11 protein-coding genes are annotated in these 16,499 nt (G+C 71.4%); 6 read left to right on the forward strand and 5 right to left on the reverse strand.

All coding sequences use genetic code 11. The features are described 5' to 3' along the window. Positions 1-17: 17 nt before the first annotated feature. The 4 genes from G6553_RS08555 to G6553_RS08570 form a co-directional block, all read right to left on the reverse strand. Positions 18-521: a hypothetical protein gene (locus tag G6553_RS08555; RefSeq protein ID WP_166191062.1), complete on the reverse strand. Its 504-nt coding sequence runs from the start codon at positions 519-521 to the stop codon at positions 18-20. Positions 522-715: 194 nt separating this feature from the next. Then, entirely contained in the window at positions 716-1,669 is a 954-nt protein-coding gene (locus G6553_RS08560; protein WP_166191064.1) for an electron transfer flavoprotein subunit alpha/FixB family protein, read from the reverse strand. Between the two features lie 19 nt (positions 1,670-1,688). Next, positions 1,689-2,483: an electron transfer flavoprotein subunit beta/FixA family protein gene (locus G6553_RS08565; RefSeq protein WP_166191066.1), complete on the reverse strand. Its 795-nt coding sequence runs from the start codon at positions 2,481-2,483 to the stop codon at positions 1,689-1,691. A gap of 127 nt (positions 2,484-2,610) precedes the next feature. Continuing rightward, positions 2,611-2,937, reverse strand: a complete 327-nt coding sequence (locus G6553_RS08570) for a hypothetical protein (RefSeq protein WP_166191068.1) — start codon at positions 2,935-2,937, stop codon at positions 2,611-2,613. A gap of 92 nt (positions 2,938-3,029) precedes the next feature. Here G6553_RS08570 and glgX point away from each other — a divergent pair, with 92 nt between their 5' ends. Next, complete coding sequence (gene glgX, locus G6553_RS08575; protein WP_166191070.1) at positions 3,030-5,183, forward strand: glycogen debranching protein GlgX; 2,154 nt, start codon at positions 3,030-3,032, stop codon at positions 5,181-5,183. 195 nt (positions 5,184-5,378) lie between these two features. Here the strand turns inward: glgX and glgP are convergent, their stop codons facing one another. Beyond that, positions 5,379-7,955 (reverse strand): alpha-glucan family phosphorylase, encoded by a 2,577-nt coding sequence (gene glgP / locus G6553_RS08580; RefSeq protein WP_166191072.1) that lies wholly within the window; start codon positions 7,953-7,955, stop codon positions 5,379-5,381. Positions 7,956-8,126: 171 nt separating this feature from the next. Between glgP and G6553_RS08585 the strand changes: the two genes are divergently transcribed. From G6553_RS08585 to G6553_RS20655, 5 genes are all read left to right on the forward strand, one after another. Beyond that, positions 8,127-10,115 carry an alpha-1,4-glucan--maltose-1-phosphate maltosyltransferase gene (locus G6553_RS08585; RefSeq protein ID WP_166191074.1) on the forward strand — a complete coding sequence of 663 codons (1,989 nt, stop codon included), beginning with the start codon at positions 8,127-8,129 and terminating at the stop codon, positions 10,113-10,115. Between the two features lie 83 nt (positions 10,116-10,198). Next, positions 10,199-11,923, forward strand: a complete 1,725-nt coding sequence (gene treS, locus G6553_RS08590) for a maltose alpha-D-glucosyltransferase (RefSeq protein ID WP_166191182.1) — start codon at positions 10,199-10,201, stop codon at positions 11,921-11,923. After that, positions 11,920-13,365: a phosphotransferase gene (locus G6553_RS08595; RefSeq protein ID WP_347565597.1), complete on the forward strand. Its 1,446-nt coding sequence runs from the start codon at positions 11,920-11,922 to the stop codon at positions 13,363-13,365. The genes treS and G6553_RS08595 overlap by 4 nt, the downstream gene beginning before the upstream one ends. Beyond that, complete coding sequence (gene glgB / locus G6553_RS08600) at positions 13,362-15,641, forward strand: 1,4-alpha-glucan branching protein GlgB (RefSeq protein ID WP_166191076.1); 2,280 nt, start codon at positions 13,362-13,364, stop codon at positions 15,639-15,641. Before G6553_RS08595 ends, glgB begins: the two co-directional genes overlap by 4 nt. Positions 15,642-15,930: 289 nt before the next feature. Further along, on the forward strand, positions 15,931-16,485 hold the full coding sequence (locus G6553_RS20655; RefSeq protein ID WP_242680188.1) for an NUDIX hydrolase: 555 nt from the start codon (positions 15,931-15,933) through the stop codon (positions 16,483-16,485). The last annotated feature ends 14 nt before the right edge of the window (positions 16,486-16,499 follow it).

Raw genomic sequence — 16,499 nt, forward strand, 5'->3', positions numbered from 1 at the left:
GTGGGGACGTGCCGGCGTCACGCGAGCTCGTCCCAGACCGGGGCGACGGTCACCGCGGTCGGGGACAGCACGCTCGTGACGTGGACCTGCGTGCCCTGGTCGAGCGGCCGGTCGGCGCGGGCGTTGAACCGCAGCACGTGACCGCCGACGAGGATGTCGACGACGCCGAACCCCTGGTCGGGGATGCCCGTGACGACCCGGCCGTCGCGGCCCAGGGCGTCCTCGGCGCTCGGCGTCGCGTCGGTGCCGCCGCCGCGGACGAGCCGGGTGAGCGACGCCGCGAGCCACGCGAAGAGGGCACCCGCCACGAGGCCGACCGGCAGGGACAGCGCGCCCGGTGCCCCGAGCGCCTGGGCGGCGGCGCCGCCGAAGCCGGTCGCGGCGACGAACGCCCCGACGACGGCGGTCGAGAACGCGTCGCCGGCGAGCGCGTCGAGGGCTCCGTCGAGGACGTCGCCGAGCACCAGCGACAGCAGGAGCACGAGGACCCCGACGACACCGATGACGAGGTAAGCGGTCACGCGAGGACTCCTGCTGGACGAGACGCCCGAGGGACCGGGCTCGACCGCAGCCTCCCCACTCGCCGGCGTTCCAACCACCCGGCTGGACCGGCGACCCCCGCCGCACGTCGCGAGCGCGTACGACGACGAACGGCCCGCCCGAGCGGGTGCTCGGACGGGCCGTCGTACGCCGCGCGGGCGGCGATGGCTGGTGCTCAGCCCTTGCGCTTGTTGATCTCCTCGGTCGCGGCCGGGAGGACCGTGTGCAGGTCGCCCACGACGCCGAAGTCGACGAGCTCGAAGATCGGCGCCTCCTCGTCCTTGTTGACCGCGACGATCGTCTTTGAGGTCTGCATGCCGGCGCGGTGCTGGATCGCACCGGAGATGCCGTTGGCGACGTAGAGCTGCGGGGAGACGACCTTGCCGGTCTGGCCGACCTGGAAGGTGTGCGGCATCCAGCCCGAGTCGACCGCGGCACGCGAGGCGCCGACCGCCGCGCCGAGCGCGTCGGCGAGGCCCTCGACGGGCTCGAAGTTGCCGCCGGTGCCACGACCGCCGGAGACCACGATCGCGGCCTCGGTGAGCTCGGGGCGACCCGACGCCTTGCGCGGCTGCTGGGCCACGATCTGCGCCTTCTTGGCCGAGTCGGAGATCGTCGCGGCGAACTCCTCGACGGTGCCGGCGGCGCCGACCTCCTCCACCGGGGCGGAGTTCGGCTTCACCGTGATGAGCGGGACACCCTTGGTGACCTTGCCCTTGACGGTGTAGTTGCCGGCGAACGCGGCCTGCGTGACGACGCCACCCTCCTCGACGTCGACGGCGTCGGTGATGATCCCCGAGCCGGTCTTGATCGCGAGACGGGCGGCGACCTCCTTGCCCTCGTAGCCGGAGACGAACAGCACCGCGGCCGGGGAGGTCTTCTCCACCAGCTGGGCCAGCGCCTCGGCCTTGGGGGCGACCAGGTAGCCCTTGATCTCGGTGTCGTCGACGACGTACACCTTCTCGGCGCCGAGCTGGCCGAGCTTGGTCGCGGCCTCGGCGCCCTTGTCGGAGGAGCCGAAGAAGACAGCGGAGGCCTCGCCCAGGCGGCGGGCCAGGGTGAGCAGCTCGAAGGTCGGCTTGCGGATCGCGCCGTCGACGTGGTCGACGACGACCAGGACTTCAGACATCTCTACTACTCCTCGGTCCTCAGATGAACTTCTTCGACACGAGGAACTCGGTCAGCGCCGTGGCGCCCGAGCCGTCCTCGTCCTTGACGATCTCGCCGGCGGTGCGCGGCGGGCGGGCCGTGGTCTCGGTGACCTCGGTCCACGCCACGGACAGGCCGACCTCGCCCGCGTCGACGCCGATGTCGGAGAGCGACCAGGTCTCCAGCGGCTTCTTCTTCGCCGCCATGATCCCCTTGAACGACGGGTAGCGAGCCTCACCGGTCTGGTCGGTGACCGACATGACCAGCGGCATCGTCGCGCCGATGACCTCGGTCGCGGTGTCGGAGTCACGCTTGATCCGCACCTGGTCGCCCTGGGTCTCCACCACCGAGGCGAAGGTCACCTGGGGCAGGTCGAGGCGCTCGGCGAGCATCGCCGGCACGACGGAGCCCGAGGCGTCGGTCGAGGCCATGCCGCACATGACCAGGTCCACCTTGTTCTCGGCGCCGGCCTTCTCGATCGCCTTGGCCAGCACCAGCGACGTCGCGACGTAGTCGGAGCCCGCGATCGCCTCGTCGGTGACGAGGATGCCCTGGTCGGCGCCCATCTGCAGCGCCTTCCGGACAGCGTCGACAGCCTTCTCCGGACCCACGCACAGCGCGGTCACGGTCGTGCCCTCGTTCTTCTCCTTCAGCTGCAAGGCCTGCTCAACGGCGTACTCGTCGAGCTCCGACAGGAGCCCGTCGACGCCGACTCGGTCCACGGTGTTGTCCGACTCGAACTGCCGGTCGGCAGTGGAGTCGGGCACGTACTTCACACAGACAACAATGTTCATGGTGTCGGCCGGGACGGCCCCTCCTGTGCACTCGGATGTGCTCGTGAGGCTACCGCCGGGTCAACAAGCAGGAAACAGAGGCCGGCGGTGGACTACCTCACAGGCTCCAGCCCTGGCGCGCAGGCCCTCAGGGGCGTACGACGCGCTCGACGACCCGGCCCACCACGAGCCACGCCACCGCGCCGAGCCCCCAGTTGAACAGCGCGTTCTTCGTCTCGGCGTTGCCGCCGTCGAACTGCTTGATGCCGTTGTCGCGCGAGAAGATGCCGAGGTCGACGGCGTCCGCGACGTCCAGCACGAACGTCACCAGCCCGTTGTCGCGGTTGGCGTCCAGCGCGATGCACAGCGCACCGACCGCGAGGAAGATCGCGGCCAGCGCGAACAGCGTCCACAGCACCGTCGCCACCTGTGCCCGTGCTCGCGCTCCGCCGGTGAGGCCCTTCATCCGTGCCATGCCGCTCGCTCCTGAGGTGTCGGTCGCCGGCCGATGCCGCTTCCGGGGGGCATTGTGCCCCGGCGCGGAAGGCGGTCAGGGACAATGAGCCGGTGAGCCCGAGGATCTGGAGGAACGAAGGCGAGCGTGCCGCCGTCTGGCCGGGCCGTTCGTGGCCGTTGGGCGCCACCTGGTCGGAGGAGTCCACGAACTTCGCCGTGCACGCGCCGCGCGCAACCGCGGCCTGGCTGTGCCTGCTCGACGACGAGGGCGGTGAGACGCGGCACCGGCTGACCGAGCAGACCCTCGGCATCTGGCACGGCGCCATCCCCGGTGTCGCTCCCGGCACCCGCTACGGCTACCGCATCGAGGGCCCCTGGGACCCCGCCGCGGGTCTCCGGTTCAACCCGAACAAGCTGCTGCTCGACCCGTTCGCCCGCGCGGTCTCCGGCTCGCTGACCGTCGACCCGGCGATCTTCGGCTACGCCTTCGGCGACCCGACGGAGATCAGCCAGAGCGACTCCGCGGCGTACGTCCCGACCGGTGTGGTCGTCCACGACGAGTTCGACTGGGGCGACGACCAGCCGATGCGCCGGCGCTGGCGCGACACCGTGATCTACGAGCTGCACGTCAAGGGCATGACCGCCCTGCACGACCGCGTGCCCGAGCACCTGCGTGGGACGTACGCCGGCCTCGCGACGCCCGCGGTCGTCGACTACCTCAAGGACCTGGGCGTGACCGCGGTCGAGCTGCTGCCGGTGCACCAGTTCGTCTCCGAGCCGGCCCTGGCCGAGCGGGGGCTGACGAACTACTGGGGCTACAACACGCTCAACTACTTCTCCCCGCACAACGCCTACGCCGCCTCCGGCGACCGCGGCCAGCAGGTCACCGAGTTCAAGGCCATGGTCAAGGCCTTTCACGAGGCGGGGCTCGAGGTCATCCTCGACGTCGTCTACAACCACACCGCCGAGGCCGGCGCGCTCGGACCGACGCTGTCCTTCCGCGGCTTCGACGACTCGATCTACTACCGCGTCGCGGGCAGCGACGTGCCCGGCGAGCCCGCCCCCGACACCTACTGGGACGTCACCGGCTGCGGCAACACCGTCGACGCCGCGCAGCCGTACGCGCTGCGGATGATCCTCGACTCACTGCGCTACTGGGTCACCGAGATGCACGTCGACGGCTTCCGCTTCGACCTGATGTCCGCGCTGACCCGGGTCGACCGACGCGTCGACATGGGCTCCCACCTGCTCACCGCCATCGGCCAGGACCCGGTCCTGCGGCACGTCAAGCTCATCGCCGAGCCGTGGGACGCCTCGATGGACGGCTACCGGGTCGGGGAGTTCCCGCCGCCGTGGGTGGAGTGGAACGACCAGTACCGCGACGAGATACGCGACTTCTGGCGCAACCACTCCCCCGGCATCCGGCAGGTCGCGACCCGGCTCGCCGGCTCCAGCGACCTCTACGCCGACGACGGCCGGTCGCCGTACAACTCGATCAACTTCATCACCGCCCACGACGGCTTCACGCTGCGCGACCTGGTGACCTACGAGCACAAGCACAACGAGGCCAACGGCGAGCAGAACCGCGACGGCACCGACAACAACCGCTCCTGGAACCACGGCGTCGAGGGGGAGACCGACGACCCGGCCCTGATCGCGGTACGCCGCCGGCAGGCCGCCAACATGATGGCGACGCTCTGCCTGTCCAACGGCGTCCCGATGATCACCGCCGGCGACGAGCGGGGGCGCACCCAGCGGGGCAACAACAACGCCTACTGCCAGGACAACGAGATCTCCTGGATCGACTGGCGCCCCGACGACGCGTGGCTCGACGTCTACGAGGTCACCAAGATGGCGCTCCGGCTGCGCCGGGAGCACCCCGCGCTGCGCCAGCGGCACTGGTTCGAGGGCCGCCCGACGATCCTCGGCGGCCCGAAGGACCTGGCCTGGCTGCACCCCTCCGGCCGCGAGATGGAGCCCGACGACTGGCACGACCCCGACCTGCGCACCATCGGGATGTTCGTCTCCGGCGCGCCCCTGCGCTCCCCCGGCCCGCGCGGGGAGCAGCAGGTCGACAAGTCCTTCATGCTGTGGTTCAACGCCACGTGGCTGCCCCAGTCCATCGAGCTGCCGGAGAACGACTGGGTCCACGAGGGCGTCGTCGTCCTCTCCACCGACGCCAAGCTCCCCGTCGGCACCGAGGTCAAGGCCGGCGACCGCCTCGACCTCGGCCGCCGCACCGTCGTCGTCTTCCGCCAGTCCTGAGCCGCGCCGGCCCCGGCTGGTTCAGGAAGGCGCGCCGGCGCCTGTCTCGAAACCCGCGCCGCGCCAGCCCCGGCTGGTTGAGGAAGGCGCGCTGGCGCCTGTCTCGAAACCCGCCAGGGCGGCCACGGGCAGGAGCAGCCCGGGAGGCCTCGAGACGGTTGCTGCGCAACCTCCTCGACCACCCGGGCCGCGGGCTCAGCTCGGCAGGGCGACGACGCCGAGCTCGGCGGGCGAGACCAGCGCGGGGTGTCGCGGGACGACGCGGACGGTGTAGCCGAAGGCGCCGGACTGGTCGAGGGTGACGTCGCCGTCGAAGCGGTGCCGGCCGCCCTCGTAGGTCTCGACGACCGACAGCTCCGTGATCGAGGTGTCGCGCAGCTCGTCCTCGCTGGTGGTGCGGCCGTGGACCAGCTGCACGGCGACGTCGTCGGCCGACAGGTCGCCGAGCGCGACGAACGCGCGCACCGACATCACGGCGCCGACCTCGGGGACGTCGCCGACGCCCGTGCTCTCGACGTGCTCGACGCGCACGCCCGGCCAGCCGCCGCGGACACGCCGCTTCCAGCCGGCCAGCTCGGCGGCGCCGGCGTAGTCGTCGTTCAGGCGCCGGGCGTTGACCGCGGCCGGGACGTAGAGCTGCTTGGTGTAGTCGCGGACCATGCGGGTGGCGAGCACCTTCGGGCCGAGGGACTTCAGCGTGTGCCGCAGCATCTCCAGCCAGCGGGTCGGCACGCCCTCCTCGTCGACGTCGTAGAAGCGCGGGGCGACCTCGTTCTCGATCAGGTCGTAGAGCGCCGCCGCCTCGAGGTCGTCGCGCTTGTCGGTGTCCTCGACGCCGTCGGCGGACGGGATCGCCCAGCCGTTCTCGCCGTCGTACCACTCGTCCCACCAGCCGTCGAGGATCGAGAGGTTGAGGCCGCCGTTGAGCGCGGCCTTCATGCCCGAGGTGCCGCACGCCTCGTAGGGGCGCAGCGGGTTGTTCAGCCACACGTCGCAGCCGGGGTAGAGCGGCTGCGCCATCGCGATGTCGTAGTTGGGCAGGTAGGCGATGCGGTGGCGCACCTCGGGGTCGTCGGCGAGCTGGACGATCGCCTGGATCAGCTTCTTGCCGCCGTCGTCGGCCGGGTGCGCCTTGCCCGCCATCACCAGCTGGACGGGCCGCTCGGGGTCGGTCAGCAGCCGCTTGAGCCGGGCGGGGTCGCGCAGGAGCAGCGTCAGGCGCTTGTACGACGCGGCGCGGCGCGCGAAGCCGATCGTGAGGACGTCGGGGTCGAGCGCGCCCTCGATCCAGCCGAGCTCGGCGCGGGCGTGCCCGCGCTTGAGGTAGGACCGCTCCATCCGGCGGCGGGCGTCGGCGACGAGCCGCTCGCGCAGCTGGCGCTTGACGTCCCAGATCCGACGACTGGGGATCTTGTCGGCGGCGGACCAGAAGCTGTCGAGGTCGTTCGGGTCGGCACCGACCTCCCCGGCCAGCTCGAAGACCTCGCGGGCGACCCAGGTCGGCGCGTGCACGCCGTTGGTGATCGACCCGATCGGCACCTCGGCCTCGTCGAAGGCCGGCCACAGCCCGTTGAACATCTCCCGGCTGACGTGGCCGTGCAGCTGCGAGACGCCGTTGGCGCGCTGCGCCAGGCGGAAGCCCATGACGGCCATGTTGAAGACCGCCCCGTCGCCACCCTCGTAGTCCTCGGCGCCGAGCGCGAGGACCCGCTCGCCGGGGACGCCGGGGACGGCGCCTGCGTCGGAGAGGTACTGCTCGACGAGCGTGCGCGGGAAGCGGTCGATCCCGGCCGGGACCGGGGTGTGGGTGGTGAAGACCGTGGAGGCCCGCCCGACCTCGAGCGCGGTGTCGAAGTCCAGCCGCGGGCCGGCCTCGTCGACGGTCAGCTCGCGGATCCGCTCCAGGCCGAGGAAGCCGGCGTGGCCCTCGTTGGTGTGGAAGACATCGGGGCTGGGGTGGCCGGTGATCCGGGAGTAGGCCCGCAGCGCGCGCACGCCGCCGATGCCCAGGAGCAGCTCCTGGCGCAGCCGGTGCTCGGAGTTGCCGCCGTACAGCCGGTCGGTGACGCCGACGTAGTGCTCGGGGTTCTCCTCGACGTCGGTGTCCAGCATGAGCAGCGGCACGCGACCGACGCTGGCGACCCAGATCCGGGCGACGAGGTCGGGGCCGTCCGGCATCGAGATCGCGATCGTGGCGCGCGTCCCATCGTCCTCGCGCAGCAGCGAGATCGGCAGCTCGTCGGGGTCGAGCACGGGGTACTTCTCCTGCTGCCAGCCCTCCCGGGAGAACGACTGCTTGAAGTAGCCGTGCTTGTAGAGCAGGCCGACGCCGACGATCGGCACGCCGAGGTCGCTGGCGGCCTTGAGGTGGTCGCCGGCGAGGATGCCCAGGCCGCCGGAGTACTGCGGCAGCACCGCGGTGATGCCGAACTCGGGCGAGAAGTAGGCGATCGAGGACGGGCCGTCGGCGGGGCCGCGCTGCTGGTACCAGCGGTCCTCGGTCAGGTAGGCCTGCAGGTCCGCGCGGGCGGCGGCCAGCGCGGCGAGGAAGCCCTCGTCGCGGGCCAGCTCGTCGAGGCGGGCCCGGCCGACGGAGCCCAGCAACTTGACCGGGTCCCGTCCGGTGGTCTGCCACAGCACCGGGTCGACGCGCTCGAAGACGTCCTGCGTCTCCGGGTGCCAGGACCAGCGCAGGTTGCCGGCGAGCTCGCCCAGGGCGGTCAGCTCGGCAGGAAGGACGGGACGGACGGTGAATCGACGGATGGCGCGCACGTGACCGACGCTAGCGAGATTCTTTGAACGTTCCAACCGTTTCGTCCCGATCCGTTCGGGCCGCGTCGTCGTGGGTACTTGCCCCCTAGCCAGAACCCCCGCGCGGCACCGCCCGCACCCCGCGTCGGCACGACTTGCGTGCCCGTCGCGGACCGCCACTAGGTTGGAGAGATGGTCGGACGCATCCCCGTCATGAACGTCATGCCCGTGGTCGACCTCGGTCGGCAGCCGGCGAAGGCGACCGTCGGCGAGCCGCTGCCGGTCCGCGCCACGGTCTTCCGGGAGGGACACGACCGGCTCGGCGCCGAGGTCGTGCTCACGGACCCCACGGGCGCCCGCCGGCCACCCGTGCGGATGACCAAGCACGCCGAGGTCCCGGACCGGTACGACGCGTGGGTCACGCCCGACGTCGGCGGCGCGTGGACCTTCGAGATCCAGGCCTGGTCCGACCCGGTCGCCACCTGGCAGCACGCCGCGGGGCTGAAGATCCCCGCCGGCGTCGACGTCGACCTGATGTTCCTCGAGGGCCGGCTGCTGCTCGAGCGCGTCCGCGGCGACCTCGACGGCTCCGACACGGCCGCCCGGTCGGTGATGGACGGCGCCATCGAGGCGTGCACCGACACCGAGCGGCCCGCGGCCGCCCGGCTCGCGGTGCTCCAGTCCCCCGGGCTCGAGGCGGTCCTGCTCGCGCACCCGCTGCGCGAGCTGGTCACGATCGAGGGCCCCTACCCCCTCTACGCCGACCGCGAGCGGGCGCTCTACGGCAGCTGGTACGAGTTCTTCCCGCGTTCGGAGGGGGCGACCCAGGACCCGACCACCGGCGCGGTCACCAGCGGGACCTTCCGCACCGCGGCGAAGCGGCTCGACGCCGTGGCCGCGATGGGCTTCGACGTCATCTACCTCCCGCCGATCCACCCGATCGGCGAGGTCAACCGCAAGGGCCCGAACAACACCCTCACCCCCGGCCCGGACGACCCCGGCTCGCCGTGGGCGATCGGCTCGCGCCACGGCGGCCACGACGCGGTCCACCCCGACCTCGGCACGATCGAGGACTTCGACGCGTTCGTGGGCCGCGCCCGCGAGCTCGGCCTCGAGGTCGCGCTCGACCTGGCCCTGCAGGCGGCCCCGGACCACCCGTGGGTCACCGAGCACCCGGAGTTCTTCACCACCCGCGCCGACGGCTCGATCGCGTTCGCCGAGAACCCGCCGAAGAAGTACCAGGACATCTACCCCATCAACTTCGACAACGACCCGACCGGCATCTGCCGCGAGGTGCTCCGCGTCGTCAAGCACTGGATGGCGCACGGGGTGCGGATCTTCCGCGTCGACAACCCCCACACCAAGCCGGTGGCGTTCTGGGAGTGGCTGCTGAAGGAGGTGCGCCGCACCGATCCCGACGTGCTGTTCCTCTCCGAGGCATTCACGCGTCCGGCGATGATGCGCGGCCTCGGCGCGGTCGGCTTCCACCAGAGCTACAGCTACTTCACCTGGCGCACCGCCAAGTGGGAGATCGAGGAGTACCTCCGGGAGCTGGCGACCGAGTCCGACCACGTCATGCGGCCGAACTTCTTCGTCAACACGCCCGACATCCTCCACGCCTACCTGCAGTACGGCGGCCCGGCGGCGTTCAAGGTCCGTGCCGCCCTCGCAGCGACCGGGTCGCCGAGCTGGGGCGTGTACGCCGGCTACGAGCTCTACGAGCACGTGGCGGTCAAGCCCGGGAGCGAGGAGTACCTCGACTCGGAGAAGTACCAGGTCCGGATCCGCGACTGGGACGCCGCCGAGCGCGAGGGCCGGACGCTGGCGCCGTACCTCACCCGGCTCAACGAGGTCCGCCGACAGCACAAGGCGCTCCAGCTGCTGCGCAACGTGGTCATTCACTCCAGCGACGACGAGAACGTGCTCGTCTTCAGCAAGCACCACACTGCTGCGGACGGCACGCACGACGACGTCATCGTGGTGGTCAACCTCGACCCCCACGCCACCCGCGAGACGATGGTCCACCTCGACCTGCCCGCGATGGGGATGGAGCAGGGTGAGTCCTTCGGCGTCCACGACGAGATCACCGGTGCCGACTGGAGCTGGTCGCAGCACAACTACGTCCGGCTCGACCCCTACCACGAGCCCGCGCACGTCCTGACCGTGAGGAGGACCCGGTGACCCAGGCCCCGACGAGCCCGCCGGAGCAGCACGACCCGTCCCAGCCCGAGCCCGGCCGCGAGCCCGGCCAGCACCTGAGCCCGATGGGCCAGGCGCCGGAGGGCGACCCGTTCCCCGACGACACCGCGCGCCAGCCCGACTGGTTCAAGACCGCGGTGTTCTACGAGGTGCTGGTCCGCTCCTTCCGCGACTCCAACGGGGACGGCACCGGCGACTTCCGGGGCCTGATCGAGAAGCTTGACTACCTCGAGTGGCTCGGCGTCGACTGCCTGTGGATCCCGCCGTTCTTCACCTCGCCGCTGCGCGACGGCGGCTACGACGTCGCCGACTACACCAACATCCTCCCGGAGATCGGGACCGTGGAGGACTTCCACGAGTTCCTCGACGAGGCGCACAAGCGCGGCATCCGCGTGATCATCGACTTCGTCATGAACCACACCAGCGACCAGCACCCGTGGTTCCAGGCCAGCCGGGAGGACCCCGACGGCCCGTACGGCGACTTCTACGTCTGGTCCGACACCGACGAGCTCTACCAGGAGGCGAGGATCATCTTCGTCGACACCGAGCCGTCGAACTGGACGTGGGACCCGGTGCGCCAGCAGTACTACTGGCACCGGTTCTTCTCCCACCAGCCGGACCTCAACTTCGACAACCCGAAGGTCCACGACGCGATCCTCGAGGCGATCGCGTTCTGGTTCGAGATGGGCCTCGACGGCTTCCGCCTCGATGCGGTGCCCTACCTCTACGAGCGGCCCGGCACCAACGGCGAGAACCTCCCCGAGACCCACGACTTCCTCAAGAAGGTGCGGCGGTACGTCGACGAGCACTTCCCCGGGAAGGTGCTGCTCGCGGAGGCCAACCAGTGGCCCGCGGACGTCGTCGACTACTTCGGCGACTTCGAGTCCGGTGGCGACGAGTGCCACATGTGCTTCCACTTCCCGGTGATGCCGCGCATCTTCATGGCGGTGCGCCGCGAGTCGCGCTTCCCGATCTCGGAGATCCTCGACCAGACGCCGCCGATCCCCCACGGCTGCCAGTGGGGCATCTTCCTGCGCAACCACGACGAGCTGACGCTCGAGATGGTCACGGACGAGGACCGCGACTACATGTGGAACGAGTACGCCAAGGACCCGCGGATGAAGGCCAACATCGGCATCCGCCGCCGCCTGGCGCCGCTCCTCGACAACGACATCAACCAGATCGAGCTGTTCACCGCGCTCCTCCTCTCGCTCCCCGGCTCGCCGGTCCTCTACTACGGCGACGAGATCGGCATGGGCGACAACATCTGGCTCGGTGACCGCGACGGCGTGCGCACGCCGATGCAGTGGACCCCGGACCGCAACGCGGGCTTCTCCTCGGCGACCCCGGGCAAGCTGCACCTGCCGGCGATCCAGGACCCGGTCTACGGCTACCAGGCGGTCAACGTCGAGGCGCAGATGGAGAACACCTCCTCGCTGCTGCACTGGACCCGCCGGATGATCCACGCCCGCCGCCACCACCCGGCGTTCGGCCTGGGCTCCTTCACCGACCTGGGCGGGTCGAACCCCTCGGTGCTGTCCTACGTCCGCGAGCACGCGCAGGACGGCGAGGACGACATCATCCTGTGCGTCAACAACCTCTCCCGCTTCCCGCAGCCGGTCGAGCTGGACCTGCGCCGGTTCGAGGGGATGGTGCCGGTCGAGCTGCTCGGCGGGGTGCCGTTCCCGGCGATCGGCGAGCTGCCGTACCTGCTGACGATGAGCGGCTACGGCTTCTACTGGTTCCGCCTGACCAGGCCGGACCACGTCGAGGAGGGACAGCTGCTGTGAGCGAGAACCCGCTGGACCGGCTCTCCACCGACCACCTCGATCGGCAGGTCTTCGTCGAGTACCTCGAGAAGACCCGCTGGTTCGGTGGCAAGGGGCGCCCCTTCGAGGTCACCGGTGTGCGCCGGATCGGCCAGGTCCCCGGCTGCGTCGACGCCGGGCCCGCGGTGGTCGACCACCTCGTCGAGTTGACCTACGGCGACGCGGAGGGCGGCACCGAGTCCTACCAGGTGCCCCTGGCGTTCTACGCCGAGGCGGAGGGCCGGCTCGACCACGCCTTCGTCGGCTGGTGGGAGGAGCCGGGCATCGGCTGGGTGCACGCGTACGACGCGTTGCACGACCGCGAGGCGATGGCCTGCTGGCTGCGCTCGTTCGTGGCGGCCGTGGACGACCCCGTCTCCGGACCCACCGGGCTGACCTTCCACCGGCTGCCCGGGCACGAGCTGGACCCCGACGTCACCGCCTCGCTGTTCGCCGGCGAGCAGTCGAACTCCTCGGTCAAGTTCGGCGAGGACTCGATCATGAAGCTCTTCCGCAAGGTCACCCCGGGCGCGAACCCGGACGTGACCGTGCACCGGGCGCTGACGACCGCCGGCTCTACCGACGTCGCCGCGCTCTACGGCTGGATGTCGTGGACCGACGAGACCGGCGAGGAGTACCACCTCGCGATGCTCCAGCAGTTCCTGCGCACCGCCACCGACGGCTGGGACCTCGCGCTGGCCAGCGTCCGCGACCTGTACGCCGAGGGCGACCTGCACGCCCACGAGGTGGGCGGCGACTTCGCCGGCGAGTCCGAGCGCCTCGGGCTGACGCTGCGCGAGGTGCACGCGCTGCTGCGCGAGCACTTCCCCACCGAGCGGCGCGGCCCGGAGGCCGCCCGAGCACTCGCCGACGGCATGCGCGCCCGGCTGGACGCGGCGCTGGAGGTCGTGCCCGAGCTGGCCCAGCACGCCGACGCACTGCGGGCGACGTACGACCGGCTCGCGGCGCTCGACGGCGTCGACGTCCAGCAGGTCCACGGCGACCTGCACCTCGGCCAGACCCTCCGCACCGCGAAGGGCTGGAAGATCGTCGACTTCGAGGGCGAGCCCGCCAAGCCGCTGGTCGAGCGGCTCGAGCCGGACAGCCCGTGGCGCGACGTCGCCGGCATGCTTCGCTCCTTCGACTACGCCCCGCGCGTGGTCGAGAAGCAGAGCGTCGACCTCGCCGACGACGACGCCGAGGCCGCCGCGCAGCTCGCCTACCGGGCCGAGGAGTGGGCCCACCGCAACCGCAACCACTTCCTGGCGGCCTACGCCGGGGGCGAGCCGTCGGAGGACGCGAAGGTCCTCCTGGCGGCGTACGTCGCCGACAAGGCCGTCTACGAGACCGTCTACGAGACCCGCAACCGGCCCGGCTGGGTGTCCATCCCGCTCGAGGCCGTCGCACGGATCGGAGCCGCATGACCACGCCCAGCACTCCCGGCAGCACTGCCGGCAGCACTCCTGCCAGCACGCCCGCCACCGCGACCGTGAAGCCGGTCGACCGCGACGAGCTCGACCTGCTGCTCGCGGGCGGGCACGGCGACCCGCACAGCGTGCTCGGCGCGCACCCGCACGAGGGCGGCGTCACCGTGCGCGTCCTCAAGCCGCTCGCGTCCAGCGTCACCGTCGTCGGTGCGTGGGGCGAGACCCGCCTCGAGCACGAGTACGAGGGTTTCTGGGCCGGCGTGCTGCCGGTCGCCGAGGTGCCCGCCTACCGCCTCCAGGTCGCGTACGGCGGCGAGCCGGTCGACCTCGACGACCCGTACCGCTTCCTGCGGACCCTCGGCGAGGTCGACCTCCACCTCATCAACGAGGGTCGCCACGAGCAGCTGTGGACCGTGCTTGGCGCCCGGGTCCACCACTACGCCGGTGAGATCAGCGGCACGTCGTTCGCGGTCTGGGCGCCGTCCGCCCGCGGCGTGCGGCTCAAGGGCTCGTTCAACTCCTGGGACGGCCGCGAGCACCCGATGCGCCAACTCGGCAGCTCGGGCGTCTGGGAGCTGTTCGTTCCCGGCCTCGGCACCGGCACGGCGTACAAGTACGCGATCCTCGGCCAGGACGGCGAGTGGCGCGACAAGGCCGACCCGCTGGCCGCCTGGGCCGAGCAGCCGCCGGCGACCTCCTCGTTGGTCCACGAGTCGACCCACGAGTGGGGCGACGACGCCTGGATGGCCGAGCGGCCCTCGAAGCAGCCGGTCGCCGAGGCGATGTCGGTCTACGAGATGCACCTCGCGTCGTGGAAGAAGCACCCGGACGGCCGCTTCTGGTCGTGGGCCGAGCTGGCCGAGGAGCTGCCGGCGTACCTCGCCGACCTCGGCTTCACCCACGTCGAGCTGATGCCGGTCATGCAGCACCCGTTCGGCGGCTCGTGGGGCTACCACGTGACGTCGTACTTCGCGCCGGACTCCCGCTTCGGCGACCCCGACGGCTTCAAGCTGCTCGTCGACAAGCTGCACCAGGCCGGCATCGGCGTGATCCTGGACTGGGTGCCCGGCCACTTCGCGACCGACGAGTGGGCACTGGCTCGCTTCGACGGCACGCCGCTCTACGAGGACCCCAACCCCCAGCGCGGCTGGCACAAGGAGTGGGGCTCCCACATCTTCAACTTCGGCCGCCACGAGGTGCGCAACTTTCTTTACGCCAACGCGGTCTACTGGCTCGAGGAGTTCCACGCCGACGGCCTGCGCGTCGACGGCGTCGCCTCGATGCTCTACCTCGACTACTCGCGCGAGGAGGGCGAGTGGACGCCGAACAAGCACGGCGGCCGCGAGAACCTCGAGGCGGTGCAGTTCCTCCAGGAGATGAACGCGACCGTCTACAAGCGCGTCCCCGGCATCGTGACCATCGCCGAGGAGTCCACGTCCTGGCCCGGCGTCACCCGGCCGACCTCCGCCGACGGCCTCGGCTTCGGCTTCAAGTGGAACATGGGCTGGATGCACGACTCGCTGGGGTACGTCGCCCACGAGCCGGTCCACCGCGCCTACCACCACGGCGAGATGACGTTCTCCCTCGTCTACGCGTGGTCGGAGAACTACGTGCTGCCGATCAGCCACGACGAGGTCGTGCACGGCAAGGGCTCGCTGCTGCGCAAGATGCCCGGCGACCGCTGGCAGCAGCTGGCGAACCTGCGCGCCTACCTCGGCTTCATGTGGGCCCACCCGGGCAAGCAGCTGCTGTTCATGGGCGCCGAGCTCGGCCAGGAGTCGGAGTGGGCGGAGTCCCGCGAGCTCGACTGGTGGCTGCTCGACCACCCCGAGCACCGCGGCGTGCACTCGCTGGTGCGCGACCTCAACCGGGTCTACACCGGCTCCCCCGCGCTGTGGGCGGCCGACCACGACCCGGCGGGCTTCCAGTGGATCGACGCCAACGACGCCGGCCGCAACACCTTCTCCTTCGTGCGTCGGGTGCCCGCCGCACCCGAGGTCGCCGGCGGCGCGGCCGGCTCGGTGACCGACGTGCCGGAGCTGGTGTGCGTGGCGAACTTCTCCGCCGTGCCGCACGACGGCTACCGGCTCGCGCTGCCCGCCGAGGGGGTGTGGGAGGAGGTGCTCAACACCGACGCCGAGACCTACACCGGCTCCGGCGTCGGCAACCTCGGCGCGATCACCGCGGTGGCCGGCGAGCACCAGGGGCTGCCGGCGCACGCCGACATCGTGGTGCCGCCGCTCGCCACGGTCTGGTTCCGCCGGAAGGCGTGACCGCCCGGCGACCCGGCCGGGGCGCGGTCGCCGGTGGCCCCGGGCTCGAGCCGGTCGGTCACCGGCGGCCCCCTAGGGTGATCCCGTGACCGACCAGCCACCCAGCGTGACGACCGTCGCCGAGGGCGTCGCGCGGATCTCCTGGTCCGCCGGCGAGCCCGTCGACGTCGTGCGCCGCGAGGTGGCCGAGGCCCTCACCGCCCACGCTCGCGTCGAGGCGCTGGTCGACCCCGCCGACGAGGTCGGCCAACGCACCGCCACCTGGTCCGGGATGCGCCGCGAGGGGATCATGCGCGGCGTGACCGTCGACGGCGCACCGGTCGACCGGATCGTCTACGCCCGGCTCGCCACCGACGTGCCCACCTCCGAGCCGGAGGGGTTCCGCGCGCTGCTGAACTCCTTCCTCCCCCGCAAGCGGGCGATCGGCCAGCTGCTGCTGCGCGACCGCGACGACCGCGTGCTGCTGTGCCAGCTCACCTACAAGCAGGACTGGGACCTCCCCGGCGGCGTCGTCGAGGTCAACGAGTCGCCGCGCGTGGCCGTCGGCCGCGAGGTCGAGGAGGAGCTCGGGCTCAGCATCGAGCCCGGCCGCCTGCTGCTGACCGACTGGCTCCCGCCGTGGTCGGGCTGGGACGACGCGCTGTGCCTGGTCTTCGACGGCGGCGTCCACGACGCCTCGATCACCGACCGGATCGTCAAGCAGGCCCGCGAGATCCGCTCCGCGGAGTTCCACACCCTCGACGAGGCCGACCGGCTCTGCGCCGACTTCACCGCCCGTCGGCTCCGCGCCGCCGTCGCCAACCTCGCCGGCGCGCCGGCGTACACCGAGTCCGGCCGCTGCTGACGGGCGCCGCAGGG

Source organism: Nocardioides sp. IC4_145, assembly GCF_011250565.1.
GTDB lineage: Bacteria > Actinomycetota > Actinomycetes > Propionibacteriales > Nocardioidaceae > Nocardioides.

Excerpts from the sequence above, each read along its gene's own strand:
- G6553_RS08560 (WP_166191064.1), bottom strand. The coding sequence starts at position 1,669 with ATGTCTGAAGTCCTGGTCGTCGTCGACCACGTCGACGGCGCGATCCGC.
- G6553_RS08565 (WP_166191066.1), bottom strand. The coding sequence starts at position 2,483 with ATGAACATTGTTGTCTGTGTGAAGTACGTGCCCGACTCCACTGCCGAC.
- G6553_RS08570 (WP_166191068.1), bottom strand. The coding sequence starts at position 2,937 with ATGGCACGGATGAAGGGCCTCACCGGCGGAGCGCGAGCACGGGCACAG.
- G6553_RS08585 (WP_166191074.1), top strand. The coding sequence starts at position 8,127 with ATGGTCGGACGCATCCCCGTCATGAACGTCATGCCCGTGGTCGACCTC.
- treS (WP_166191182.1), top strand. The coding sequence starts at position 10,199 with ATGGGCCAGGCGCCGGAGGGCGACCCGTTCCCCGACGACACCGCGCGC.
- glgB (WP_166191076.1), top strand. The coding sequence starts at position 13,362 with ATGACCACGCCCAGCACTCCCGGCAGCACTGCCGGCAGCACTCCTGCC.
- G6553_RS20655 (WP_242680188.1), top strand. The coding sequence starts at position 15,931 with ATGCGCGGCGTGACCGTCGACGGCGCACCGGTCGACCGGATCGTCTAC.